Origin of the sequence: Aeromonas sp. FDAARGOS 1415, assembly GCF_019048365.1 — a bacterium.
Classification (GTDB): Bacteria; Pseudomonadota; Gammaproteobacteria; order Enterobacterales; family Aeromonadaceae; genus Aeromonas; species Aeromonas taiwanensis.
The window spans coordinates 930,339-954,667 of sequence record NZ_CP077363.1; the positions used below are offsets into that span (position 1 = coordinate 930,339).

The following is a 24,329-nucleotide window of genomic DNA, read 5'->3' on the forward strand; positions in this document are numbered from 1 at the left end:
GGAACAGATGGGCAGGATGGCCGGTGACAGTCATCCCCGGCGCCTCGCGGCGGCAGATTAGAATCCCTTGTCTCCCGTCTGGCAAGGAGAATCCCCCGCCCGTGCCCGGGGACAGGCGCGATCGCTCAAAGCTCAGGCAGCCACCGTCCGACAAGGCGGGGTCCCGCCCCCCTGTCAGCATAAATTTCCTCAACCCGGATCACCCATTTGCACCCAGCGCGTTGACCCGGAAGGAAAAAGACCCGAATACTGCGGTTTTGGGCCGCCCCGGCGGCCGCGGCATCCGGCAGGGATCCGCCCCGGTCACCGGGGAACGCCGGATCGGGACGACGAGGGAGGTGCCCCGGTGTTGAGTAAGGCGTGGTTTCAGCTGTCGGCAGACATGACCTGTGTCTGCCTGCGCATCATCCCCGGCCTTGGCGCCCCCATCCAGGAGGCGGACGTCCTCGCCCTGCTGCGGCTCTCCAACTGCCGGCGCTACCAGCCCCTCGACGAAGGGATCCGCCAGGCTGTCACCCTGCTCAACGCCCTGCTCAGCCAGCCGGATGCCCCGGCTCATCCCCCCGTGCCCATCGCCCGGCGCCAGGATGCCAGGCTGCTGATCCAGGTCGACAAGGATCAGATGAGCGCCAGGGCGCAGATCACCGCGGACTGGGGTGGCAACCCCCTCACCCTGGCCCAGCTGCATGAGGCCCTGGCGGCTAGTCCGGTCAGGGTGGGGGTGAGCGAGCGGCTGCTCGCCGCCGCCCTCCAGGCCGCCAGCTCAGCCGCCCCCGGCGCGCAGCTGAGCCCTGTCATCGCCCTCGGCCGGGCGGCGAAACACGGCCAGGACACCCGTTTCGAGCGGCTGGTGGAAACCGCGGCCGAGCGGATCCTCAAACCCCAGGAGCTCGACCACGGCAAGGTGGACATGCGCGATCTGGGCACCCTGCTCACCGTCAGGGCGGGGTCGCCGCTGATGCGCCGCCACCCCGCCACCCAGGGCCTGGACGGCGTCACCGTGACGGGTCAGACGCTGCCGGCCCGGGACGGCAAGGAGATCGCCATGAGCGCGGGTGACGGCACCAGCCTCTCTCGGGAGGATCCTGACCTGCTGCTGGCGACCCGCACCGGGCTCCCTTGCCAGGAGCGTGCAGGCATGCGGGTCGACGAGGTGCTGAACGTCAAGCAGGTCGACATCCGCCACGGCCACGTCGAGTTCGAGGGCTCCCTGCTGGTCACCGGCGATGTCATGCCCGGCATGCGCATCAAGACCCGCGGGGACGTGGTGATCGGTGGCTTTGTCGAGGGGGGGGTTATCGAATCTGGCGGCACCATCACGGTGCGCAACGGCATCATAGGCCGCAAGCTGGGGGAGGAGGAGTACCTCTGCCACCTCAGCGCCGGTGGCGAGATCCACGCCGGCTATGCCCAGTACGCCAGGCTGGAGGCCGACGGCGACATCCATATCCAGAGCCAGCTCAGCCACTGCTACTGCCGCAGCGGCCAGGATCTGAAGGTCGGCGACAGCGCCATGCGCAAGGGCCACCTCATCGGGGGCGTCAACATCGCCAACCGCCTCATCATGGCCCCGGTGCTCGGGGCCTCGGCGGCCAACCGGACCCGGCTGCAGATCCTCGGCGGCTACTTCAGCCACAAGGAGCAGGAGCTGGCCCTGCGCCAGCGCAAGCAGAGCTGCCGGGAGCAGCTCGACAAGCTGCAGGATCTCATCCTGCGCCTGTTGCAGCTGCCCGGCGACAAGCGCAACCCCGAGACCCTGGCGAAGATCAAGACGTTGCGCACCCGCCAGCTCGACGAGAGCAAGTCCCTGGACGAACAGCTGGTCGAGGCACAGCGCGAGCTGCAGGCGCTGATGGCCAGCATGGACATCATCGCCACCCAGCGCCTCTTTCCCGGCGTCGAGGTGGAGATGGCCCATCATCACAACAGGGTCGACATCGAGCACGGCCCCATCCACTTCGCCATCCGGGAAGATCAGCTGCAACTGACCCCCTACCAGGGCCAGCGCTGAAGGATCGGGGGCATGCCCAGGGAGGCGATGGCGTGATCCCGGCGGCGATTTTCGCTACACTCGGCCTCCCCTTGGCCCCATCGGGCGGGCCGGCCAGACTCAGGTAGTGAGAAGATGTACAAGCTGATCGCATTGGATATGGATGGCACCCTGCTGAACCCAGAGGGCCAGATCTCCCCCCGCACCCGTGACGCCATCGCGGCGGCCCGCGCCCAGGGCGTGACCGTGGTCCTGGCGTCGGGTCGCCCCCTGGAAGGCATGACCCCCTCCCTGGCCGAGCTCGGCCTCACCGGTCAGGATGACTACGTCATCTGCTACAACGGCGCCCTGGTGCAGCAGGTTGCGGAGCAGCGCATCATCCGCAGCCAGCTGCTGACCGGCAGCGATGCCAGCGCCATCGCCCATCTGGCCAACGAGCTGGGGGTCAACGTCCACGGCTTCTCCGTCCGCCAGGGCCTCATCAGTCCCAGGGTCAGCACCTATACCGAGCACGAGTCCCGCCTCATCAGGATGCCCATCAACCTGGTGGACTTTGCCACCCTGCCCGCCGACGAGCAGATCATGAAGGTGATGATGATCGATCCCGAGCCCCAGCTCTCCCGCGCCATCTCCCAACTGCCCGCCGAACTCTACGAACGCTACACCGTGGTGCGCAGCGCCCCCTACTTCCTCGAGTTCATGAACAAGCGCAGCAACAAGGGGACCGGCGTGGCCGCCCTGGCGGAGCACCTCGGCCTGACCGCCGACCAGGTGATCGCGGTGGGGGATGCGGGCAACGACCGCCACATGATCGAATATGCCGGCCTCGGGGTCGCCATGGGCAACGCCACCGACGAGATCAAGGCGCTGGCACAGCACATCACCAGCCGCAATGACGACGACGGCGTGGCCAGGGTGATCGAACGGTTCATCCTGAACGCCTGACCAAACGACAAGGGGCCTTTCGGCCCCTTTTGCTATCCGGCCCTCTGGGTCAAATGTTTAATATATCCACCATTTCACATCCCCCCTCGCCAGCCCCTCCCCTGCAGCCCCCTTAAAACGGGACTCAAGCTGGCTTTGTTATGTTTTTTATTAACATAACCGCATCATTTCGTTTGACATATTGAACGGCCTTGGCAGACTGGGAACAGGATCCAGGCTGTCGTTGCCCAGGCTGACCGACGATTCTGGTACTGCGGCACGACCCTGATCCCATGACCATGCCTTGAGGCATGCCTTTGCCAGCATGGCGCGGCAAGGGCTTTCCCAAGGCGCAGGATGAGACCGCCAAGGATAGCCAGGTGACCTATGCCAAACCCCAGTTCCCAAACCAAACCCGTTGTGCTGATGACCATGGGGGCCCAGGCCCGTAGTGGCCACGCCTACCAGGTAATGACCCACAAATACATCAAGCCCCTGGTGGAGATCAGCGGCTGCGTGCCTCTGCTGGTCCCCACTTGCTGCGGCACCGAAGATCTGGAGCAGTATCTGGATCTTGCAGATGGCGTCTACCTGAGCGGCGCCGGATCCAACATAGATCCCGCCCTCTACGGCCAGGAGAACCTCACCCCGGAGAAGCCCCAGGACAGGGATAGGGATCTGTTCGACATCCCCCTGGTGCGCGCCGCCATCGACAGGGGACTGCCCCTGCTCGGCATCTGCCGCGGCATGCAGGAGATCAACGTGGCCCTGGGTGGCGACATTCACCAGAAGGTCTATAGCGAACCCGGCTATGCGGATCACAGAGAGGATGCGGACGATCCCGTGGATGAGCAGTATGGCCACAGCCACCAGGTGAGCCTGGTGCCCGGTACCTGGTTTGCCGATCTGATGGAGGAGGAGCAGATCCCGGTCAACTCCCTGCACGGCCAGGGGATCAAGCGGCTTGCACAGGGGCTGGCGCCCCTGGCCCACGCTGAGGATGGTTTGATCGAGGCGATCCACGCGCCCAGCTTGCCCCAGTTCACTCTGGCGGTGCAGTGGCACCCGGAGTGGAAGGCGAACGACAACCCCCACTCCGTCAAGCTGTTCAAGGCATTCGGTGACGCCTGCCGCCAGTACCGGCAGCAGGCGGGCTAGTCACCAAACCCCTTGGTCTTGAGCCTGGGCAGGGAGCCGCGGGCAGGACGCAGGGTACGGCAGACATCCAGCCCCTTGAGGCCCCGTTGTATGTGATCCGGGGCCTGTCCGAGCACGGTGCCGTTGCCGCGATAGAGGCGGGCCTCCTCCAGCTCGAACAGCTCGCCGCCGATCAGCAGCTGCTCGCGACCCTCCACCACCTTGCCCCGCTTCAGGGGCAAGGTCATGTCCACCAGGATCTCGCCGGTGGCACACCCCTCGCGCCAGAGCGCCTCATCCGAGAAAGAGGAGATGGTGATCTCCCGCCAGGAGCCATCCCGAAACTCCACCCGGTAGCTGTCGCGCAGCAGGTCGCACCCCCCCAGCACCAGGGGGATGGCCAACCAGATGACACTCTTCATTCCACTCACGCCTGCACTCCCTTGTCAGTTCGCGTCAAGGATAAATAAACCGCCTCTCTGGCGCATCTTTTTCCCGGTGGCCGCTCCCCAGCCCGAACCACCCGCGCCACCTCCGGCGCCTCTTGCCCGATGCCCGCTCCCGCCTAGAGCAGCAGCCCTGCCAGCTCGTGAAGCCCCCCCAGCTCCACGTCCGGCAGCAGGGAGAGCGACTGCCATGACTGGCCACGCTCGTTGAGCCAGGCGGCGCGAAAACCGTGCAATCTGGCCCCCAGCACGTCGGTCTCCGGGTGATCCCCCACGTGGAGGATCCGGTCTGGCGCGAGCCCGAGGGCCGCCTGCACCTGCATGAACATGTCCGGCGCCGGCTTCATCCGGGCGCCCGCCCCCGCCTTGCACACCAGGGTGAAGTAATCCGCGAGACCAGCCTGGACCAGGTCGAGATTGCCGTTGGTGATCACGGCCAGGGGATAGCGCCCGGCCAGCTGCGCCAGCAAGGCGTGGGTCTCGTCGCTCACCTCTATCTTCGAGCGCTCCGCCAGGAAGCCGGCGAACACCGTCTCCGCCTCCAGCGCCGCCTGCGAGGGGGCCATGCCCCCCTGCACCAGGGCCTCGCGGATGCCGTGCAAGCGCGCCAGGCTGACATCGTCGCGCAGCTCCGGCCGGCTCAGCAGCAGCTGGCGCTTGAGCGCCAGCCAGCGCGGTTTGTCGAGCATGGCGGTGGCCAGGTATTCGCTGCGCAGGTGGCTCAGCATCCACTGCTCGGCCCGCGCGATGGCGGGGCCGTTGTCATAGAGGGTGTCGTCGAGATCGAAGGTAATGGCGGCCACCGGCTGCCAGCGACGATAAAACTGCATGGCTACTCCTGTTTACTCTTCATCCGGCGCGGCGGGATCCCGCTTGGCCCTGGGATGAGCGCTGTCATACACCTTGGCCAGATGCTGGAAGTCGAGGTGGGTGTAGATCTGGGTGGTGGAGAGATCCGCGTGGCCCAGCAGCTCCTGCACCGCCCGCAGATCACCGGAAGACTCCAGCATGTGGGTGGCGAAGCTGTGGCGCAGCTTGTGGGGATGCACGTGGGCGTTGAGCGCCTGCTTGTTGCCCCAGCCATCGAGCCGCTCCTGCACCGAGCGGGCCGACAACCGCTGCCGGCGCTTGGAGACGAACAGCGCCTCCGGCTCGTCGCCCGCCAGCAGTGGCCGCACCTTGAGCCACTTCTGCAGCCACTCCACCGCCATCCGCCCGATGGGCAGCACCCGCTCCCGGGATCCCTTGCCGGTCACCCTGAGCTGGCGATCATCGAGCTTCACGTCCGCGAGGTTCAGCCCCACCAGCTCGGCGAGGCGCAGGCCGGAGGAGTACATCAGCTCCATGATGGCGCGATCCCGTACCGCCAGTGGATCCTGCTCGTCGGTGATGTTGAGCAGCTGGTACATCTCGTCCACGTCCAGATTCTTGGGCAGGGGCCGCCCCAGCTTGGGGGTGGCGATGCCCCGCGCCGGGTTGGCGCTGATCCGCCCCTGGCGCACCTGCCAGTCGCAGAAGCTGCGCAAGGCGGAGAGCTTGGTAGCAAGGGAGCGGGGCGCCAGCCCCCCCTTGTGCATCCGGGTCACCAGGCTGCGCACCTGGCTCGCCTCGAGCCGGGCCCAGTCATCGAGCCCCAGCCTCGCCAGCTCGGCGGTCATGGCTTCCAGGTGGGCCTGGTAGTTGTTGCGGGTGTGGGGGCTGAGCTGGCGCTCGACCCTCAGGTATTCGATAAAGGCCGCGAGCTCGTCAGCCAATACAGCCGGCAGAGGCTCGGCGGCAGGCGGCGCCTTGGCAGGTGATCGGGGCGGTGCCTTAGCCACGGGCCAGCTCGGGCAGGCGCAGTTGCAGCAGGCGACCCAGCTGGCCCAGCAGCAGGGTGTCGTTGTGGGGGGCGAAGTGGCTGGGATCCGAGCTCGCGAAAGCCAGCACGCCGAGATCGCCGAGGCGCATCAGGGCCACCGAGTTGACCAGGACGTCGTTGCCGAACAACGCCTGTTTCTCGCTCTGGTTGAGGCGGCCGAAATAGTAGTCCGTGCCCGGCAGACGCTGCCCGAGCAGTTGATCGAGCTGCCTGCCCTCTGCCAGGAAGCGCTGCTCCGGGCCGCTCAGCTGGAACTGCTTCGGGCTGAGCCAGAGCCGCAGGCCGGTGAGGCGCAGCCGCTGCACGAAGGCCTTGCCCATCACGGCGCTCAGCTCGAACAGGCTCTGGCAGCCATAGATCTCCCCATAAAGGTCGGCGTAGATCCGGAAGATCCGCTCGTTCTCGCTGGCGACCCCCATCAGCTCGGTGATCTCCTGCTCCAGCTGTTCGATGCGCTCGCGCTGCCTGTCCAGCTGGCGTTCCACCAGGGAGATGGCGCCCTTTTGTGCGTGGGGAATGCGGATCCGGTCCAGCATGGCTCCGTGGCGTTGGAAAAACTCGGGGTAACGGGCCAGGTACTCCAGCACTGTGGCTTCATCCACCAGTGATTCCTGCCGTTTGAGTTCGCTCATAACTTGGTTGATCCATCCGAAAAAGGGGCCAAAGGCCCCGACATTGACATGTGGCGGAGCGGGGGCCTCCCCGCTCGCTGTCTACAACTCTATCTGGCCGTCGAACACGTGCTCGGCCGGGCCCGTCATGTAGACCGGCTGACCCGGCCCCTTCCAGGCGATGGTCAGTTTGCCCCCCGGCAGGGTGACGGTGACCCGCTCCTTGAGCTTGCCCTGGCTGATGCCGATCACCACGGCCGCACAGGCGCCGGTGCCGCAGGCGAGGGTCTCCCCCACCCCGCGCTCGAACACCCGCAGCTTGATCTCGCTGGCGTTGACCATCTCCATGAAGCCGACGTTGACCCGCTCGGGGAAGCGCTCGTGGCGCTCCATGATGGGCCCCAGGGTCTCCACCGGGGCGTCCGCCACCGAGGGGACCTCGATGACGCAGTGAGGGTTGCCCATGGAGACGGCGCCGCACATCACGGTGTGCTCCTGGGCCCGCAGCAGGTAGGTCTTCTCCGCCTTCTGGGCCCGGAACGGGATCTTGCCCGGCTCGAACTGGGGCACCCCCATGTTGACCGTGACCTGGTTCTCCCCTTCCAGTTGCAGGGTGATGCGACCCCGGGCCGTGCTGACCGCGATGCGATCCCGGTTGACCAACCCCTTCAGGCGCACGAAGCGGGCGAAGCAGCGCGCCCCGTTGCCGCACTGCTCCACCTCGCTGCCGTCCGCATTGAAGATGCGGTAGTGGAAGTCGAGCTCGGGATCATAGGGCGGCTCCACCAGCAGCAGCTGGTCGAAGCCGATGCCGAAGTGGCGATCCGCCAGCTTCTTGATGATGTCGTTGCTGAAGAACACCTTCTGGGTGACGCCATCCACCACCATGAAGTCGTTCCCGAGGCCGTGCATTTTTGAAAACTCAATCAACATCGCGCGTTCCTGTCTCACCGTTAATCACGCTCTCACATGGAGGAACGCTGACATTCCATACCTATCACGGCAGCAAGTGCTCGCCACGCCAGAGGTCGGCCAACTGCTCGCGCTCCCGGATGAGGTGGGCCTGGTCACCGTCCACCAGCACCTCGGCCGCACGGGGGCGGGTGTTGTAGTTGGAGGACATGGTGAAGCCGTAGGCCCCGGCGGAGCGCACCGCCAGCAGGGAGCCCTCGGCGATGGCCAGGGTACGCTCCTTGCCGAGGAAGTCGCCGGTCTCGCACACCGGGCCCACCACGTCGTAGAGCGCCTTCTCGTGGGTCGCGCGGCTGTCCACCTCGATGATGTTCATCCAGGCGCCGTAGAGGGAGGGGCGCAGCAGATCGTTCATGCCGGCGTCGATCAGGGCGAAGTTGCGGGTCTCGCCGGGTTTGAGGAACTCGACCCGGGTCAGCAGCACGCCGGCGTTGGCGACGATGGCACGGCCCGGCTCGAACAAGAGGGTCAGGTCACGGCCCGCCAGCTTCTGCTTGAGCGCCTCGGCATACTCGGTGGGGTGCGGCGGCTGTTCGGCGCCATAGTTGACCCCGAGCCCCCCGCCCACGTCCAGGTGATGGATGTGGATGCCTTCCGCCGCCAGCTCGTCGATGAGCCTCAGCAGCTTGTCCGCCGCTTCCATAAAGGGATTGAGCTCGGTGAGTTGCGAGCCGATGTGGCAATCCACCCCCTTGATCTCGATGTGGGCCATGGCCGCCGCCTTGCGGTAGATGGCGGGCGCCTGCTCGATGGGGATGCCGAACTTGTTCTGCTTGAGGCCGGTGGAGATATAGGGGTGCGTGCCCGCGTCGATGTCGGGGTTGACCCGCACCGAGACCCGCGCCTTCTTGCCCATGCTGCCCGCGACCCGGTTCAGGCGCTCCAGCTCGGCTTCCGACTCCAGGTTGAAGCAGAGGATCTCTTTTTCCAGCGCCAGGCGCATCTCGGCCTCGCTCTTTGCAACGCCGGAGAAGACCACCTTGGCCGGATCACCGCCCGCCGCCAGCACTCGTGACAGCTCCCCGCCGGAGACGATGTCGAACCCCGAGCCCAGGCGGGCCAGCAGGTTGAGCAGCGCCAGGTTGGAGTTGGCCTTGACCGCATAGCAGATCAGGTGGGGGATGTCGCCCGCCGCCTGATCGAAGGCGTGCCAGTGGCGTTCCAGGGTGGCGCGGGAGTAGACGTACAGCGGGGTGCCGTGCTGATCGGCGAGCTGTTGCAGGGGAAGCTGTTCGACCTGAAGCTGACCGTCGGCGTCGTAGTTAAAGTGATCCAAGGGGGCGGTTCCTTCCTAGATTATTGCGGCGCGGCCTCTGAGGCCGGTGTAGCGGTCGCAGGCGAGGCGGCTTGCGGTGTACTCTCTGTCTTGGGTTGTGTCTGCTCTGCAGGAGCGGGCTGTTCGGCCGGCGGCATGTAGAGCGGCCCCGTCAGGCCGCAGGCGGCCAACCCGAGCGACAGCGACACGGCAAACAGGCACTTGGTGAGCTGGGTAATCATAATGGTTCGCTGCGAAAAAATTTTTGGCCCTCTATAATCGCACTCACATTGTTAAAAGCAACAGGATAAACCGATGAAGGATCACGAGTATCACGCCCTGACCGACGCCTTTTTCCAGTACGTGGAAGACGTTATCGACGAGGGGTATCCGGATATCGACTGCGAACGGGCCGGCGGCGTGCTGACCCTGAGTTTCGAGAACAAGACCAAGGTCATCATCAACAAGCAGGAGCCCCTGCACCAGATCTGGGTCGCCACCCGGGAGAACGGCTTCCACTTCGAACTGCGTGGCGACAGCTGGATCGACAACCGCTTCGGCGACGAGCTCAAGACCCTGCTGACCCGTGCCTGCACCAGCCAGGCAGGCGAGCCCGTGGTCTTCCCATGATCGACCTGCACCCCCAGGGTGCCCGCCATGCGGTAGTCTGGCTGCACGGGCTGGGTGACTCCGGCGCCGGCCTCGCCCCCCTGGTGGACGCGCTGGCCCTGCCCGCCGGCTTGCCGGTACGCCACCTGCTGCCCGATGCCCCCGAGCGCCCCATCACCATCAACATGGGCTACCGGATGCGCGGCTGGTACGACATCAAGAGCTTCGACGACCCGGCGGATCGCGCCGTGGCCTCCCATGTACACGAATCGTCCACCCGGATCGCAGCTCTGCTGGATCAGCTGATGGCCGAGGGCTTTGCCCCCGAGCGCATCGTGCTTGCCGGCTTCTCCCAGGGGGGCGTCATCGCCGCCGACACCGCCCTGCGCTATCCGGCGCAGCTGGCGGGCCTGCTCTGCATGTCCACCTACCTGGCGGCGCCCGATGCCCTGCTGGGGGAGATGAGCGAGGCCGCCCGCAGCCTGCCCATCTGCTACATGCACGGCATCTATGACGACGTGGTGAACCTCTCCATGGGTTGGGACGCCAAGAACCGGCTGGAAGCGGCGGGGCTCAGTCCCGAGTGGCACGAGTACCCCATGCGCCACGAGATCTGCCGCCCCCAGCTGGGCGACATTCGCCGCTGGCTGCTGGCCCGCCTCGGCGCCTGATTCTCGGACCACGAATATGACAACGGCCTGCATCATGCAGGCCGTTTGCTTTCATCCCGTTGACGATGTGCGCGGCACATCCGCGTCCCTCATCCCACTTCCCGGGCCGCCCCCGGATTCTCCCGCTGCGGGCTCTGGCTGCGGTAGGGGATCACCTCCAGCTTGTCACCCACCTGCACGATTTCGTAGTACTGGGGCAGGTTGAAGTTGCTGAACTGACCCGCATGGCTGAAGCGTTCGTGGCCCGAGGTGTAGAAGCGGTTCACCCCCTGCACCAGCTCGTCCTTGTTGCCGGCGAAGTGCTGGTAGATCTCCACCCGGTTCGCCTCGTCCAGGATATAGATGTTGGTGCCTGCATCCCGGGTATCGAAGAAGAACTGCACCAGCCCTTCGCTCGCGTAGGCGTCGACGATGCCCGGCAGGTGCTGGCTGTGGGTCTTGTCGAGGCGCAGCGGCAGGTGATCCAGCTTGTTGTGGGAGATGTGGCGGTAGAAGTCGATGGCATTCTCCAGCTTCTTGACCGACACCCCGCGCCGCTCGAAGAAGATGCCGTACTTCTCCTTGCCAAGCGCCAGGGTCTTGACCAGCTGCTGCTTGTCCCGGGCCAGGCGCAGCTCGATGCACTCGGCCACCAGCTGCTGGAAGCGGGAGCGCACCAGGGAGCGGAAGTGCTGGCTGTAGCAGAACACCTCGATCATCTCGGGGGCCGCGGCATCCTGGTGCATCTTGCCGAGGATGGTGGTGAGGGCGTCCACCACGGCCTCCTCCCCCTCGAAGTGCAGGGTGCGGATCTCGCTCCAGGAGTTGCGATAGACGAGATCCACCGAGCCCACCAGGCACTCCTGGTTGCGACCGAAGGAGAAGACATCGGCGGCGTTGGCGTCGAACTCGATCACCTGGCCGACCCAGTGGCTGGACGGGTCCGTCTCCAGGTTCAGGAAGATGGAGAGCTGACGGATCTCGCACGGGCGGCTCAGGGCCAGGTTGGTGGCGCGCGGGTACTTGACCGGGAAGGTCCCGGACAGGTCGCGGCAGAACTGGTGCAGGTTGTCAATGTGCAGATCCGAGCCCTGGTTGAACAGGTGCACCCGGGACTGGGGCGTCAGCAGGCCGTTGAAATAGGCCCAGGCCACCAGCTTGCTGATATAACCGTTATATTCGAGCGGCGCCCGACCTATGATGTCGGCGGGCTCGAGGGAATGCTTGTAGAGATACCAGCCGGCACGGTTCAGGCGGCCGTGGGGCACCTGCACCAGGCTGAGGTCCGGCTCGCCGAGATCCGGCGCTATCTTGAGGTTGATGCGCTGCACCTTGCCCGGCAGGCTCTCGAACGCGGCATAGAGCTTGCGCGACAAAATGCCGATGTCTTCCGGGTTGATGGACTCGCTGATGTTGTTGCGCCGGGCGAACTGGATGAGGTTGCGGTAGCTCTGCATCAGGGCCTCCAGCAGCTCGGCGTAGGCCACCTTGACGTCCTCGACCTTCCACTCCTGGCGGTGATCCAGGTGGTGCAGGCGCTCCGGGCTCCAGCCCCAGTAGGCCACCAGCTGGGCCATCTGCTCCCGGCGCCAGTCCGGGGAGTGATCCTCCTTCGGATGGCTCAGGCCGTCACACACCTTGAGGTAGAAGCAGCGGCGCACCAGATCGAGGCGCTGCATGTCGCCGATGGACTTGAGGTAGTTGGTCACCTTGTCCAGCATCAGGCAGTAGTTGTCGAGGCGGTAGTGCATGCCCTCGTTGTGCTGGAACCAGTCGCGGCTGGTCACAGACAGCAGCCGGGTGTTGGGGTACTCGTGGGAGTAGGCCTCCATCAGCACCGACTTGAGCACCGCCTTGTAGGGGGAGTCGATCCCCTTGTAGAGCTGCCACAGGGCGGAACCGAAGTACTCCTCGGCAGGAATGCGGTTGAAGCCCCCGAGATCGAGCCAGTCGTCCTGGCTCAGCTTGCCGTGGGCGAACAGACCCTTCACATAGTCGTCGTAGTGATCGTCATACTCGGCGGGCACCAGATACCAGAGCAGCCGCTTGCCCGCGATGTGCATGGCGCTGCGGTAGAACTCGTCGAGTAAGAGCAGGTGCTGGGCGCTGCCGCAGCTCTCCCCTTGCATCTGGGCATCGTTGCGCTGGCGGAACTTGTCTTCGGGGATCAGGAAGAAGTTGAGATCGACCCCCCGCTGCTCGGCCCACAGGGAGAGGTGATGGCACTTCTGCTCCAGCAGGGCGAGGCGTTCGCTCGACAGGCCGGCCACGTGGCAGACCCAGATATCGAGATCCGAGTGGCAGCACTGCCCGATAGAGGAGGTGCTCCCCATGGAGTAGAGGCCCTGGATGGACTTGTCGTGGGTGCTGAGCCCCCCCTGGCAGTTCGCGTTCTGGCAGAGATCCTGGATGAAGGCCTGCTGGGCGTCGTTTGCCACGAAACTCCAGATACCATGAGGCACGTCCCCTGCCACATAACCGGGCAGCAGGGGATGATTGAAGTGCAGCATGACGGGCAGCAGTTGGAAAACCTGCTGCCCGTACCGGCTCATGAGATCCAGCGCTCGTTGCGTCTTGAGACGATTCAGCTCGTCGTAGCGCGCCACCAGCGTGTCGAGTTTTACCAGCAATGCCCTACCTATGGGGGAAGAGAAATGACGCACCAAAACGGGGAGACGTCAAAAAAGTGTGATCATGTTAACAATGCAAACAGCGGTGGTAAACAAGCCCGCACACAATCACCGGATTATTTCTGAGCACTGCCTTAACGGTATCAATGGAAAGCAATAAAACACTGTATTTTCAGTGTCTTAAAATCAATTTTTGGCGTAATGAAAATTCTTTTCAACTGCCGTTTTTGAGCTTGGCCCCGCTTTTGCGGGCTGCGCCATGAAAGCCCCTGCAAAGGGTGGTAAGATCGTTTTCCTCTCTAAAGATGAAACAACTGATTGATATGGCAGCCCGAACCCTGAGAATTGCCACTCGCAAGAGCCCACTGGCCCTGTGGCAGGCCAACTTTGTGAAAGATCGGCTGGAGGCGCTCCACCCCGATCTGCAGGTCGAACTGGTGCCCATGAGCACCCAGGGTGACAAGATCCTCGATACCCCGCTCGCCAAGGTCGGTGGCAAGGGATTGTTCGTCAAGGAGCTGGAGACTGCCATGCTCGAAGGACGGGCCGACATCGCCGTCCACTCCATGAAAGACGTGCCGGTGGAGTTTCCCGAGGGGCTCGGCCTGCACACCATCTGCGAGCGGGAAGACCCGCGCGATGCCTTCGTCTCCAACCGCTTCACCGCCATTGACGAGCTGCCGCAGGGGGCCGTGGTCGGCACCTCCAGCCTGCGCCGTCAGTGCCAGTTGCGCGCGGCCCGCCCGGATCTCGTGATCCGCGACCTGCGCGGCAACGTCAACACCCGCCTCGCCAAGCTGGATGCCGGTGACTACGACGCCATCATCCTGGCCGCCGCCGGTCTGAAACGGCTGGAGATGGCCCACCGCATCACCGCCTTCATCGAGCCGGAGCAGAGCCTGCCCGCCAACGGCCAGGGGGCGGTCGGCATCGAGTGCCGCCTGGACGATGTTGAGCTGCACGCCCTGCTGGCGCCGCTGGAGCACGCCGAGACCCGCATCCGGGTGCTGACCGAGCGCGCCATGAACCGCGCCCTGCAAGGGGGCTGTCAGGTCCCCATCGGCGCCTACGCCCTGGTAGAGGGAGAGGAAGTGTGGCTGCGCGGCCTGGTGGGTAGCCCGGACGGTGCCCGCGTCATCCGCGACGAGATCCGCGGCCCCCTGGCCGACGGCGAGGCCCTGGGAGAAGCGCTGGCCCGGCGTCTGCTGGCCGACGGGGCAGACACCATACTGGCCGAGGTCTACCGGGCATGAGTCCGGTCAGGATCGGATCATGGCCACCCTGCCGGGGCGCGGCCTGATGGTCCCCCTGGTGGTGCGTCCGGCCGCCCAGGCCGCCGAGCTGACAGCCCTGCTGCGTCAGCATGGTCACGCTCCGCTCTGCTGCCCGCTGCTGGAAACCCGGCCGGGCAGCGAACTCGCCCGTCTGCCCGAATGGCTGCCTGCAGCGGATATCGTCATCGCCGTCAGCATGCATGCCGTTCATTTTGCACATCATTTTCTGTTGCAAACTGGTCTGACCTGGCCACATATTGATTACTTTGCGGTCGGTCAGGCAAGCGCGGATGCCTTCGCCGAGGCGGGCATCCAGGCCCTGTGCCCGGACGACCCCCGCAGCGAAGGCCTGCTGGCCCTCCCGGCCCTGCAGGAGGTGAGCGGTAAGCGGGTGCTGATCCTGCGTGGCAACGACGGGCGGGATCTCATCGCCCGGACGCTGGCCTCACGCGGCGCACTGGTGCACTATTGTGCCACCTACGAGCGCCACTACCCCGACCTTGACGGGGACGCATTGACCCGCCGCTGGCAGGGGGCCGGCCTCGACAGCCTGCTCGTTACCAGCGGTGAACTGCTGCAGCGGCTGCTGGCGCTGGTGCCCGGCCCGCAGCACCCCTGGCTTTATGACCGCCTGCTGGTGGTGCCCAGCCCCCGGGTGGCCGAGATGGCCGGGGAGGCTGGTTTTACCCGTATCGTGATTGCCCAAGGTGCATCCAACCAGGCTCTGGTGGCCGCCCTGGAACTGAGGAAGATGGAATGACTGAACAGCAAGAAGTCCAGCCGAGTGCCGCGGCCCCCGTGGCCGACAACAACCAGCCCGGCCAGAAGGCCCCCAACGGCAAGAAGGGCGGCTCGGGTGCAGTGCTCGGCGGCATCGCCATTCTGCTGGCCCTCGGCCTGACCGGCGGCCTCTATCTGCACGGGCACCAGAACGCCGTCGCCCAGAAGGCCGAGCTTGGCGCCCTCAAGCAGCAGCTGGCCGACGCCATGGCCAGGCTGGATCAGAACAGCAGCAAGGACGCCGAACAGATCGCCGGCCTCGACAAGCAGCAGCAACTGCTGCAGGGCGAGCTCAAAGGTCTGCAGACCCGGGTGCTGGATCTCAACGACAAGCGCCCCAACGACTGGATGCTGGCCGAGTCCGAATACCTGGTGCGCATGGCGGGCCGCAAGCTCTGGCTTGAGCACGATCTCGTCTCCGCCATCACATTGCTCGGCAACGCCGACGAGCGCATCAGGGCGCTCAACGATCCCAGCCTGATGCCCATCCGCCAGGCGCTGGCGGAAGACATCGCCAAACTCAAGGGGATGCCGCGGGTCGACCGCGAGGGGCTGACCCTGAAGCTGGCCGCCCTCTCCGACCAGATCGAACTGCTGCCCCTCTCCACCGTGAGCATGCCGGAAGCCAAGGCCGAGCCGGACCAGGCGGTCAGCGCCAATCCCAACGAGTGGGAGAGCAACCTCAAGAAGAACTGGGTCAAGTTCACCGAGAACTTCATCACCATCCGTCGTCGCGACGGCGCCGTGGAGGCCCTGCTCTCCCCCCAGCAGGAGATCTTCCTGCGGGAGAACCTCAAGACCAAGCTGTTGCAGGCCCAGCTCGCCGTCTACCGCGAGCAGCAGACGCTCTACACCGACAGCCTGGACAAGGCCCAGCGCTGGCTGACCCAGTACTTCGATGCGGACAACAGCGCCACCCAGTACATGCAGTCCGAGCTCGACAAGCTCAAAGGCGAGCAGATCCAGTTTGACTACCCGGATCAGTTCAAGACCCAGGCCATGCTGGAGCAGGTGCTGAACGAGCGCCTGCAACGCATCCTGGCCGGCAACTGAGGAGGAGACCATGATTCGTCTGATCGTCGTGGTGGCCGTCATGGTGGCGGGCCTTATCTTCGGCCCCCAAGCCTCCGGCAACAAGGGGTATGTGCTCATCTCGCTGGGCAACTACACGGTGGAGTCCTCGGTTACCAGCGCGGTGATCCTGGCGGTGCTGTTTTACGGCGCCCTGCTCATCGTCGAGTGGCTGCTGGTCCGGGTGTTCGGCCTGCGCCGCAAGACGCAAGGCTGGTTCGGTTCCCGCCGTCGTCGCAAGGCGAACCTGCAGACGGTGAACGCCACCCTGGCCATGGCCGAGGGGCACTACAACCAGGCCGAGAAGCTCCTGATCAAGGGGGCCGACAACAGCGACACCCCGCTGCTCAACTACCTGAGTGCGGCCCGGGTGGCCCAGGCCCGGGGCGATGATGTGCGCCGGGATCACTACCTGCAGAAGGCTCAGGAGGAGAACCCCAAGGCCGAGCTGGCCCTGACCCTGATCCAGACCCAGCTGCAGATCGAGCAGGGACAGTACGACAGCGCCCTCGGTCGCCTCGAGTCCATCTATGCCCTCCATCCGCGCCATCCCATGGTGCTGGATCAGCTGCGCCAGGTGTATCTGGCCCGCCAGGAGTGGCCGGCCCTGATCGATCTCGCCCCGACCCTGCGCAAGGTGGGCAAGCTGACCGCCCACGAAGAGGAGGCCCTGCTGCACCAGGCCTGGTCCGGCCGTCTCGAGGCCGCCAGCGAGGCCCTGGAGACCCTGCGCCCCGTCTGGCAGGAGATGCCCCGCAAGCTGCGCCAGGAGCCGGCGCTGCTGGCCAGCTATGGGGATCACCTGCGCCGGCTGGGTGCCGATGCCGAGGCCGCCGAGCTCTGGCTGGAGGCCCTGCGCAAGGACCCCTCCCCCGAGCTGTTCGCCCGCCTGCCCAGGCTCAAGCTGGATGACTACCAGCCCATGCTGACCCTGCTCAAGAAGAGCCAGGATCAGCCGGGTGCCCAGGCGGCGCTGGCCCGTGTCTACCTGCTGGCAGGTCAGCTGGACGACGCCCAGCAGCTGCTGGAACAGGAAGTGGCCAAGGCGCCGGATGCCGCCCTCTACCACGCCCTCGGCCAGGTGATGGACAAGCGCCGGCTGACCAACAAGGCCAACGAGTACTACCGTCAGGCGCTGCAACTGGCGGACGTCTGATCGGCGTATCTGCCGGAATATCTGCCGGAATGTGAAAAGAGGCCGCGATTGCGGCCTCTTTTTTTGTCCGGGTTCTCTGGCGGCCTGCGCCTCAGGCGGTCAGCCGCTCCAGCTCGCCGATGAGCCAGATCGCCTCCTGGCGATGGGAGCCGCAGACGTCCACCATGGGCCGGAAGCCGCCGCACACCGCCGGGCGCTCCGGCTGGCCGAAGATCTTGCAGCCCAGCTGCGCATCGAGCTGCACGCAGGGCACGCCCGCCGGCTTGCCACCCGGCATCCCGGGAATGGCGCTGCTGATGCTGGGGGCGATACAGCAGGCACCGCAACCTTGACGACATTCCATGTGATCTATTCCTCTGTGGGGCACCGCAGTGTAGCAAGGAGTCCGGTTTCTCCTAAGCCTTATCCCTGCCCGGGCAACATGGCACCAGGCAGCAAAAAGCCCGGCAGTGCCGGGCTTTTCAGGCGGTATCATGCGGGTTGCCCCGCGTACATCCCGATTACAGGATGATGTCTCGTACCACGCTGTCCTTGCGATCCAGGAAGTGGATCGACTCGTTGCGGCGGCATGAGAGGATGCGACTTGCCGCCACAACCATCCTCCTGCTTACAGGATGATGTCGCGCACCACGCTGTCCTTGCGATCCAGGAAGTGGATCGACTTGATGCGGCGGATGGTCCGCGACTTGCCGCGGATCAGCAGGGTCTCGGTGGTGGCCATGACGCCGTCGCTGGTGATCCCTTCCAGCAGATCACCCTTGGTGATGCCGGTGGCGGAGAAGATGACGTTGTCATTCTTGGCCAGATCTTCCAGCTTGAGCACCTTGTTCACGTCGATGCCCAGCTCCTCGCAGCGCGCGATCTCCTGCTCGCCCAGGGCGCGAACCTCGGGGCTGTCACCCTTGACCTGGTGACGGGGGATCAGGCGGGCCTGCATGTCGCCATCCAGGGCGCGGATCACCGCCGCCGAGATCACCCCTTCCGGGGCGCCGCCGATGCCGTAGAGCATGTCCACTTCGCTGTCCGGCAGGCAGGTGAGGATGGAGGCGGCCACGTCGCCGTCGGGAATGGCGAACACCCGCACGCCCAGCCCTTGCATCTCCTTGATCGCCTTGTCATGACGCGGCTTTGCCAGGGTGATGACGGTCAGACGGGAGAGCGGCTTGCCTAGCGCCTTGGCCACGGCCTTGAGGTTCAGCTCCAGGGCCTGGTCGAGGTCGATGGCGCCCCTGGCCTTGGGACCCACGATCAGCTTCTCCATGTACATGTCGGGGGCCTTGAGGAAGGAGCCCTTGTCGCCGACCGCCAGCACCGCCAGGGCATTGGCCTGACCCATGGCGGTCATGCGGGTCCCTTCAATGGGGTCGACCGCGATGTCCACGGCGTCGCCCTGACCCGTGCCCACCTTCTCGCCGATGTAGAGCATGGGGGCTTCGTCGATCTCCCCTTCGCCTATCACAATCTCGCCATCGATCTGGATCTGATTGAGGATGTGACGCATGGCCGCCACGGCCGCGCCATCGGCGATATTCTTGTCACCACGTCCGAGCCACTTGTAGCCAGCCAGTGCCGCCGCTTCCGTCACTCGGGAAAATTCGATTGCCAGTTCACGTCTCATCGCATATCCAACCTTAGGAGCTCGAAAAACGGGCGGCATTCTATCACAAGGGCAAACCTTTGCGCGTAAAAGTGGCGGTCAGCCACATAAATCGCGGTTTTCATCCCGCTGACATGAAACCGACACGGTTTGTTCACCGTGCGGTCACCCCGCTGTCATCTACCCCTCCTAGCATGGCCCCGTCTTTCAAAACAGAAGCTTGCAACACAAGGGATCATGATGAAAAAGCTCACAGTAGTCGCATTGGCACTCACCGCCGCCTTCCAGGCTCAAGCCGTCGAAGTCTACAAGAACGACAGCACCATGCTGGACATCTACGGCCGCATCTACGCCGGCCAGTTCTTCGGCGAGAAGAAGGAGCTGGATGCCAACGGTGACATCAAGAACGAATACAGCGACAAGCAGGGTGCCAACCAGTTTGTCCGCCTGGGCGCCAAGGCAGAGAGCGAGATCAACCCGGGCCTCAAGGCGCTGGCGCAGTATGAGCTGCAGATCTACATCAACGACAGCGAGAAGACTGTCAGCGAGAACTCCGACAACATGCGCACCCGCCTGGCCTTCGCCGGGGTGGGCGCAGACTGGGGCACAGTGACCTTCGGTCGCCAGAAGGGGGCCCCGGGCTTCCTGGCCGACTGGACTGACGTCTCCCTCTCCGACGGCTACGGCAACGAGGCCCTGGGCGCCAAGACCGACACCTTCGCCACCAACCGCGCCGGCTCCGTGCTGAAGTACTCCGGCCTGTTCAACGGCTTCCAGGTCGACACCAGCTACAAGTTTGACGGCGGTGACACCGAAGAGACCACCAGCAAGGACAGCGATGCCGCCTACGGTGCCGCCGTGGCCTACACCTTCCCGTTCAACCTGTCGCTGGGGACCGCCTACAACGTGGGTATCCGCGACAAGAGCGGTGAAGAGGATGCCAAGCTGTGGCTGCTCTCCGCCAAGTACGACAACAAGGCCGTCTACGCCGCCCTGAGCTATGCGGACGGCAGCGACTTCCTGGCCACCGGCAAGGATCACACCGGTTGGGAAGGGGCCCTGGGCTACAACTTCGAGAACGGCTTCGGCCTGATGGCCCTGTGGAACAAGCAGAAGGTGGAGCAGTCCGGCAAGTCTGACTACGACTCCATCGACTACTACACCCTGGGTGCCCAGTACAAGTTCAACAAGAACCTGCGCGTCATCGGCGAGTACCGCATCAACAATCTGGACAGCAATGACAGCGGCAAGCTGAACACCAAGGATGACTTCCAGCTGGCAGCCCGCTACGACTTCTAAGTCGGCAGCCACCTGACGACGCGGCGCGCAGATCCCTCTGCGCGCCGTTTTTTTATTGCGTCAGGCCAGGGGCTTTTGCACCGACACCAGCAACAGCATGGGGCGCTCCGCCTCCTCCGCCAGGGCCGGGTTGGCGGCGATCTGCGCCGCCGTCGGCCCCCACTCCTCCACGCGGCGGATCTCGAAGCCTGCGGTGATGAGCGCATTGAGGTAGGTACCCAGGGTGCGGTGGTACTTGATCACCCCATCCGCCAGCCAGTTGCTGATCCGCTTGCCCTCGGCCTGGTAGCCGTTGACTGGCCAGGAACGGCGCCCCTCTCCGTCCACCAGCCAGCCTTGTGGCTGCGGGCTGGTGAAGATGGGGTGCTCCACCGAGAACACCAGGCTGCCCCCCGCCGCCAGCGCACGGTGGATCTCCGCAAACAGCGGCGCCACCTCGGGCAGGTAGTGCAGCGCCAGGGAGCTGTAGATGAGATCGAAAGGCTCATCGGACAGCGCAAGACCGTCCAGATCCCCCTGCCGATAGCGGATGGCCTCATCCCGGGTCAGCTCGGCGGCGCGCGCCAGCATCTTCGCGGAGAGATCGATACCGACCACGTCGGCAGCCCCGAGCTCTCTGGCTGCCCGGCAGAACCAGCCATAACCGCAGCCCAGATCCAGCACCCGCTTGCCGGCCAGTGTCGGCAGCATGGCCTGCAGCGCCGGCCACTCCGGGGCCCCCGCCAACCCCTGCTGCGATCGGGGCAGCTGGGCATAGCCTTCAAAGAAACCTGGGTTGTCATAGATATTTTGTGACATGTCACGTCTTCCTCGTGGATGTTGCCAACCTGTCCGATCGGCGGCCCGGCCCTTGCCAAGCATACCCGTCGGCCAGCGCCGGCCATAAAAAAAGCAGAGAACCCGGGCGGGCCTCTGCTCTGTCTCGCGCCCGCAACCTGGCTGCGGGCCAACAAAAAAGGCCATAGACGAGGCAGCGTCTATGGCCTTTGTTCAGTCGTACGGCAAGGGCCCGGATCCCGCGATAAAGGGGATCCGGCCGGTGCAATACGATGAATGGGTGGGAGGCTCAGGCCTCCCCGGGCTCCGGACAATGCTTCATCGCGCGCATCTGTACGGAGTTCACTCGGGTCACGCGTTGATCCGAGGCATAAAGGGTCATCTCGTTCACCTGGCCAAGGCTGGCCGTTGAAAGAAGGAAATCAGCTGGCGCCACTCTAGGGGCTGCGAGCCCGGGAGGCAAGCCCGAAAGTCCATGTTTGCCGTCCGGCTCACCCCAGCGTCTTCTGCCAGAACAGGGCTCGGCCCACCTCGGGATCGAGTTCATAGCCCGCAAAACCGCTCGCCCGGTAGGCGGCCTGGGCCACCTTGTTGCCCTCCAGCACCTCCAGAGTCAGCTTGCAGCAGCCGAGCTCCCGGCCGAGCCGCTCCACCTCGGCCAGCAGCCGTTTGCCGATGCCGCGGCCGCGATGGGCCGGGTGCACCGCCAGGTCGTGCAGGTTGAGCAGGGGCTGGCAGGCGAAGGTCGAGAAACCCTCGAAGCAGGTGGCCACGCCGGCCGGCTCCCCGTCCACCCAGGCCAGCAGCACGTGGGCACCGGGGCGATCCGCCAGGGCCCGGGCCAGATTGGCCTTCACCTCGTCGGCCAGGGCGGTCCCGCCCCCCATCTCGTCCCTGGCGTATTCGTCCAGCAGCGCGATCAGCGCCTCCCCGTGGCGGCTGTCGTGCAGATCGGCCCGGATGATCTCTACCATGTCTCTCTCCCTGTCCCTGTCGTGAGCGGTACGCCGGCGGCGTCGTGTCGCCATGGTAACCGGGCCACCCGCCGGCACCAAGGCGGATACCCCCGCCCGGTGAGGGCCTGTCATCCCCTCCTGCGCCATCCATGTAGTTTTCCTACATCTTCTCCTTGCAAGGCAAATGAAAATCAATATCATTGGCATCCCCCAGCACTGGGGACATCAATAACTACAAATAAATCAATAAGTTCAGGCCAACAGGTCGACAAGAGTCACACCTAGATGCATAACTCCAACTCCCCGCGCGCCCTGCTGGGCGTCGCCTTGCTGGCCTTCTGTGCCAGCGCCCGCGCCGAAGACGAGACCCTCACCGTGGTTGGCAAACGCAGCCAGCACGAAGAGGTCGCCACGGCCACCCGTACCAACACCCCGGCCAAGCTGGTGCCCCAGACCATCGACAGCGTCAAGGCGAGCGAGCTGACCGCCTACGGCCAGCCCACCCTGAGCGAGGCCCTGACCGGCATCCCCGGCGTCAACGCCAGCGGTGACACCCGCTTCGACGGGGTCAACATCCGCGGCTTCAGCGCCAGCAACGACTTCTATCTGGATGGTCTGCGCGACGACATGCAGTACACCCGCGACCTTGGCAACATCGAGCGGGTCGAGGTGCTCAAGGGGCCGGCCGCTGTGCTCTACGGCCGCGGCAGCACCGGCGGCATCGTCAACCGGGTCAGCAAGACGCCCCAGAAGGGGCAGGCCTCCAGCGTCACCGCCCGGGTCGGCAGCTTCGACAGCCGACGTTTCGCCGCCGACCTCAACGGCGAGGCGGGTGAACGGGTGCAGCTGCGCCTCAACCTGGCTCAGGAAGACAAGGAGAGTTTCCGCGACGACGTGACCAGCAAGCGCACCCTGCTCGCCCCTTCCGTCAACTGGGAGATCAGCGACAGCCTGAACTGGCTGGTGCAGTACGAGCGCAACGAGCACGACCGCACCCCGGATCGCGGCATCCCCGGCGTCGACGGTCGCCCGGCCGACGTCCCCATCGAGAGCGTCTACAGCGACACCCGCCGCGACTTCATCGATGACCTGGCCCAGTCCACCCGCTCCCGCTTCACCTGGGACATCAACGATCAGTGGCAGCTGCGCCAGCAGCTCGGCTACACCACCCTCGACAGCCAGTTCGACAACACCTATGTCACCAGCGTCAAGGGGGACAAGGTGACCCGTGCCCGCTGGCAGCAGGATCTCAAGGCCAGCAGCCTCACCAGCAACACCGAGGCCGAAGGCCTGCTGCAGACCGGCCCCGTCGAGCATCGCCTGCTGGTGGGCCTGGAGCAGGGCTGGCAGGAACGCACCCCCAAGCTCTACCAGAACGCCACCGCGATCCCGGCCGGGGATCTCTACGATCCCGGCTCCCTGCCCAGCTACAACGGCACCATGAAGCTTGCCAGCGACTCCCGCCACAGGGTGCGCGGCTACGGCCTCTACGTGCAGGATCAGCTCAGCCTGGGTGACTGGCACCTGCTGGCGGGTCTGCGCCGGGACGACTTCACCGTCACCAGCCGCCGCAACGACCTGAACAAGGAGGAGACCCTCTCCGTCACCAGCCTGAGCCCGCGCCTGGGCCTGGTGTGGAACCCCGTCGAGGATCACGCCTTCTACACCTCCTACAGCAAGACCTTCACCCCGGTGGGCGGGGAGCTTATCGGCATCACCCCGGGGGACAAGAACAACCACCTGGATCCCCAGCACACCCGGCTGTATGAGGGCGGCGTGAAGAGCGACTGGCTGGATGGCCGCCTGGCGACCACACTCTCCCTCTACCGGCTGGAGATGTACAACAAGCGCAGCAAGGATCCGCTGGATCCCACCCTGGTGCTCCTCACCGGCCTGCAGCGCACCGACGGCATCGAGCTGAGCGCCCGCGCCCAGCTGACCGACGAGTTCTACCTGCGCGGCGGCATCGCCATCCAGGATGCGGAGCAGGTCAAGGCGGACGCGGATCTCCAGGGCAAGCGCCCAATGAACGTCTCCCGCCAGAACGGCCAGCTGTTCGCCGGCTACCAGAGCGGCAAGCAGGGCTGGTTCGGCGAGACCGGGGTGACGGCGGTAGGGGATCGCTTCGCGGACAACGCCAACACCACCACCCTGCCCGGCTACGCGCGCTTCGACGCCCGCGCCGGCTACCGCTGGTCCCAGTGGGAGACCCAGCTGAGCGTGGAGAACCTGACCGACCACGACTACTTCGTCAGCGCCACCAGCGCGGCCCAGATCATGCCGGGCACGCCCCGTCAGCTGAACCTGACCGCCGCCTACCGCTTCTGATCCTCC

General features: G+C 65.2%; 23 protein-coding genes. 11 read left to right on the top strand and 12 right to left on the bottom strand.

Annotation, left to right across the window (positions count from 1 at the left end; genetic code table 11):
* The first annotated feature begins 346 nt into the window (after window positions 1-346).
* From I6L45_RS04460 to I6L45_RS04470, 3 genes are all read left to right on the top strand, one after another.
* Window positions 347-2,011, top strand: a complete 1,665-nt coding sequence (locus tag I6L45_RS04460) for a FapA family protein (RefSeq protein WP_367947695.1) — start codon at window positions 347-349, stop codon at window positions 2,009-2,011.
* A 114-nt stretch (window positions 2,012-2,125) separates the two neighbouring features.
* Window positions 2,126-2,935, top strand: coding sequence for a sugar-phosphatase (gene yidA, locus I6L45_RS04465; RefSeq protein ID WP_216983552.1), 810 nt, complete (start codon window positions 2,126-2,128; stop codon window positions 2,933-2,935).
* A 366-nt stretch (window positions 2,936-3,301) separates the two neighbouring features.
* Entirely contained in the window at window positions 3,302-4,072 is a 771-nt protein-coding gene (locus I6L45_RS04470; protein WP_210549356.1) for a gamma-glutamyl-gamma-aminobutyrate hydrolase family protein, read from the top strand.
* Here I6L45_RS04470 and I6L45_RS04475 read toward each other — a convergent pair.
* From I6L45_RS04475 to I6L45_RS04505, 7 genes are all read right to left on the bottom strand, one after another.
* Window positions 4,069-4,473 (bottom strand): hypothetical protein, encoded by a 405-nt coding sequence (locus tag I6L45_RS04475; RefSeq protein ID WP_043757051.1) that lies wholly within the window; start codon window positions 4,471-4,473, stop codon window positions 4,069-4,071. The genes I6L45_RS04470 and I6L45_RS04475 overlap by 4 nt on opposite strands.
* A 143-nt stretch (window positions 4,474-4,616) precedes the next feature.
* Window positions 4,617-5,327, bottom strand: a complete 711-nt coding sequence (locus I6L45_RS04480) for an HAD-IA family hydrolase (protein ID WP_216983553.1) — start codon at window positions 5,325-5,327, stop codon at window positions 4,617-4,619.
* A gap of 12 nt (window positions 5,328-5,339) precedes the next feature.
* Complete coding sequence (gene xerC / locus I6L45_RS04485; RefSeq protein ID WP_302054807.1) at window positions 5,340-6,317, bottom strand: tyrosine recombinase XerC; 978 nt, start codon at window positions 6,315-6,317, stop codon at window positions 5,340-5,342.
* On the bottom strand, window positions 6,310-6,990 hold the full coding sequence (locus tag I6L45_RS04490) for a DUF484 family protein (RefSeq protein WP_043757046.1): 681 nt from the start codon (window positions 6,988-6,990) through the stop codon (window positions 6,310-6,312). The genes xerC and I6L45_RS04490 overlap by 8 nt, the downstream gene beginning before the upstream one ends.
* Window positions 6,991-7,071: 81 nt before the next feature.
* Entirely contained in the window at window positions 7,072-7,902 is an 831-nt protein-coding gene (dapF, locus tag I6L45_RS04495; protein WP_134695323.1) for a diaminopimelate epimerase, read from the bottom strand.
* Window positions 7,903-7,966: 64 nt separating this feature from the next.
* A complete protein-coding gene (gene lysA, locus I6L45_RS04500) occupies window positions 7,967-9,217 on the bottom strand; it encodes a diaminopimelate decarboxylase (RefSeq protein WP_216983554.1) in 1,251 nt (416 codons plus the stop codon).
* 20 nt (window positions 9,218-9,237) lie between these two features.
* Window positions 9,238-9,438, bottom strand: a complete 201-nt coding sequence (locus I6L45_RS04505; protein ID WP_216983555.1) for a lipoprotein — start codon at window positions 9,436-9,438, stop codon at window positions 9,238-9,240.
* Between the two features lie 73 nt (window positions 9,439-9,511).
* Between I6L45_RS04505 and cyaY the strand changes: the two genes are divergently transcribed.
* A complete protein-coding gene (gene cyaY / locus I6L45_RS04510) occupies window positions 9,512-9,826 on the top strand; it encodes an iron donor protein CyaY (protein ID WP_042077902.1) in 315 nt (104 codons plus the stop codon).
* Window positions 9,823-10,476, top strand: a complete 654-nt coding sequence (locus I6L45_RS04515) for an alpha/beta hydrolase (protein WP_216983556.1) — start codon at window positions 9,823-9,825, stop codon at window positions 10,474-10,476. Before cyaY ends, I6L45_RS04515 begins: the two co-directional genes overlap by 4 nt.
* A gap of 89 nt (window positions 10,477-10,565) precedes the next feature.
* On the opposite strand, the gene I6L45_RS04520 is transcribed toward I6L45_RS04515, so the two are convergent.
* On the bottom strand, window positions 10,566-13,085 hold the full coding sequence (locus tag I6L45_RS04520) for a class I adenylate cyclase (protein WP_210549346.1): 2,520 nt from the start codon (window positions 13,083-13,085) through the stop codon (window positions 10,566-10,568).
* Between the two features lie 323 nt (window positions 13,086-13,408).
* Between I6L45_RS04520 and hemC the strand changes: the two genes are divergently transcribed.
* From hemC to I6L45_RS04540, 4 genes are read left to right on the top strand one after another with little or no spacing between them, the layout of a single operon-like run.
* Window positions 13,409-14,338: a hydroxymethylbilane synthase gene (hemC, locus tag I6L45_RS04525; protein WP_210549344.1), complete on the top strand. Its 930-nt coding sequence runs from the start codon at window positions 13,409-13,411 to the stop codon at window positions 14,336-14,338.
* Between the two features lie 46 nt (window positions 14,339-14,384).
* The gene (locus tag I6L45_RS04530; RefSeq protein ID WP_210549533.1) at window positions 14,385-15,119 is read left to right on the top strand and encodes a uroporphyrinogen-III synthase; all 735 of its coding nucleotides are present in this window, start codon (window positions 14,385-14,387) and stop codon (window positions 15,117-15,119) included.
* The gene (locus I6L45_RS04535; protein ID WP_043757026.1) at window positions 15,116-16,192 is read left to right on the top strand and encodes a uroporphyrinogen-III C-methyltransferase; all 1,077 of its coding nucleotides are present in this window, start codon (window positions 15,116-15,118) and stop codon (window positions 16,190-16,192) included. The genes I6L45_RS04530 and I6L45_RS04535 overlap by 4 nt, the downstream gene beginning before the upstream one ends.
* 10 nt (window positions 16,193-16,202) lie before the next feature.
* Entirely contained in the window at window positions 16,203-17,366 is a 1,164-nt protein-coding gene (locus I6L45_RS04540; protein ID WP_216983557.1) for a heme biosynthesis HemY N-terminal domain-containing protein, read from the top strand.
* A 91-nt stretch (window positions 17,367-17,457) separates the two neighbouring features.
* On the opposite strand, the gene I6L45_RS04545 is transcribed toward I6L45_RS04540, so the two are convergent.
* Complete coding sequence (locus I6L45_RS04545; RefSeq protein WP_134695329.1) at window positions 17,458-17,709, bottom strand: YkgJ family cysteine cluster protein; 252 nt, start codon at window positions 17,707-17,709, stop codon at window positions 17,458-17,460.
* Between the two features lie 264 nt (window positions 17,710-17,973).
* A complete protein-coding gene (gene glpX, locus I6L45_RS04550) occupies window positions 17,974-18,984 on the bottom strand; it encodes a class II fructose-bisphosphatase (protein WP_043757022.1) in 1,011 nt (336 codons plus the stop codon).
* Between the two features lie 219 nt (window positions 18,985-19,203).
* Here glpX and I6L45_RS04555 point away from each other — a divergent pair, with 219 nt between their 5' ends.
* Window positions 19,204-20,262, top strand: a complete 1,059-nt coding sequence (locus I6L45_RS04555) for a porin (protein ID WP_216983558.1) — start codon at window positions 19,204-19,206, stop codon at window positions 20,260-20,262.
* Between the two features lie 60 nt (window positions 20,263-20,322).
* Here I6L45_RS04555 and I6L45_RS04560 read toward each other — a convergent pair whose 3' ends face one another.
* Complete coding sequence (locus I6L45_RS04560) at window positions 20,323-21,060, bottom strand: bifunctional 2-polyprenyl-6-hydroxyphenol methylase/3-demethylubiquinol 3-O-methyltransferase UbiG (RefSeq protein WP_216983559.1); 738 nt, start codon at window positions 21,058-21,060, stop codon at window positions 20,323-20,325.
* Window positions 21,061-21,530: 470 nt separating this feature from the next.
* Complete coding sequence (locus I6L45_RS04565; RefSeq protein ID WP_216983560.1) at window positions 21,531-22,013, bottom strand: GNAT family N-acetyltransferase; 483 nt, start codon at window positions 22,011-22,013, stop codon at window positions 21,531-21,533.
* Between the two features lie 267 nt (window positions 22,014-22,280).
* Here I6L45_RS04565 and I6L45_RS04570 point away from each other — a divergent pair, with 267 nt between their 5' ends.
* The gene (locus I6L45_RS04570) at window positions 22,281-24,323 is read left to right on the top strand and encodes a TonB-dependent siderophore receptor (protein ID WP_216983561.1); all 2,043 of its coding nucleotides are present in this window, start codon (window positions 22,281-22,283) and stop codon (window positions 24,321-24,323) included.
* The last annotated feature ends 6 nt before the right edge of the window (window positions 24,324-24,329 follow it).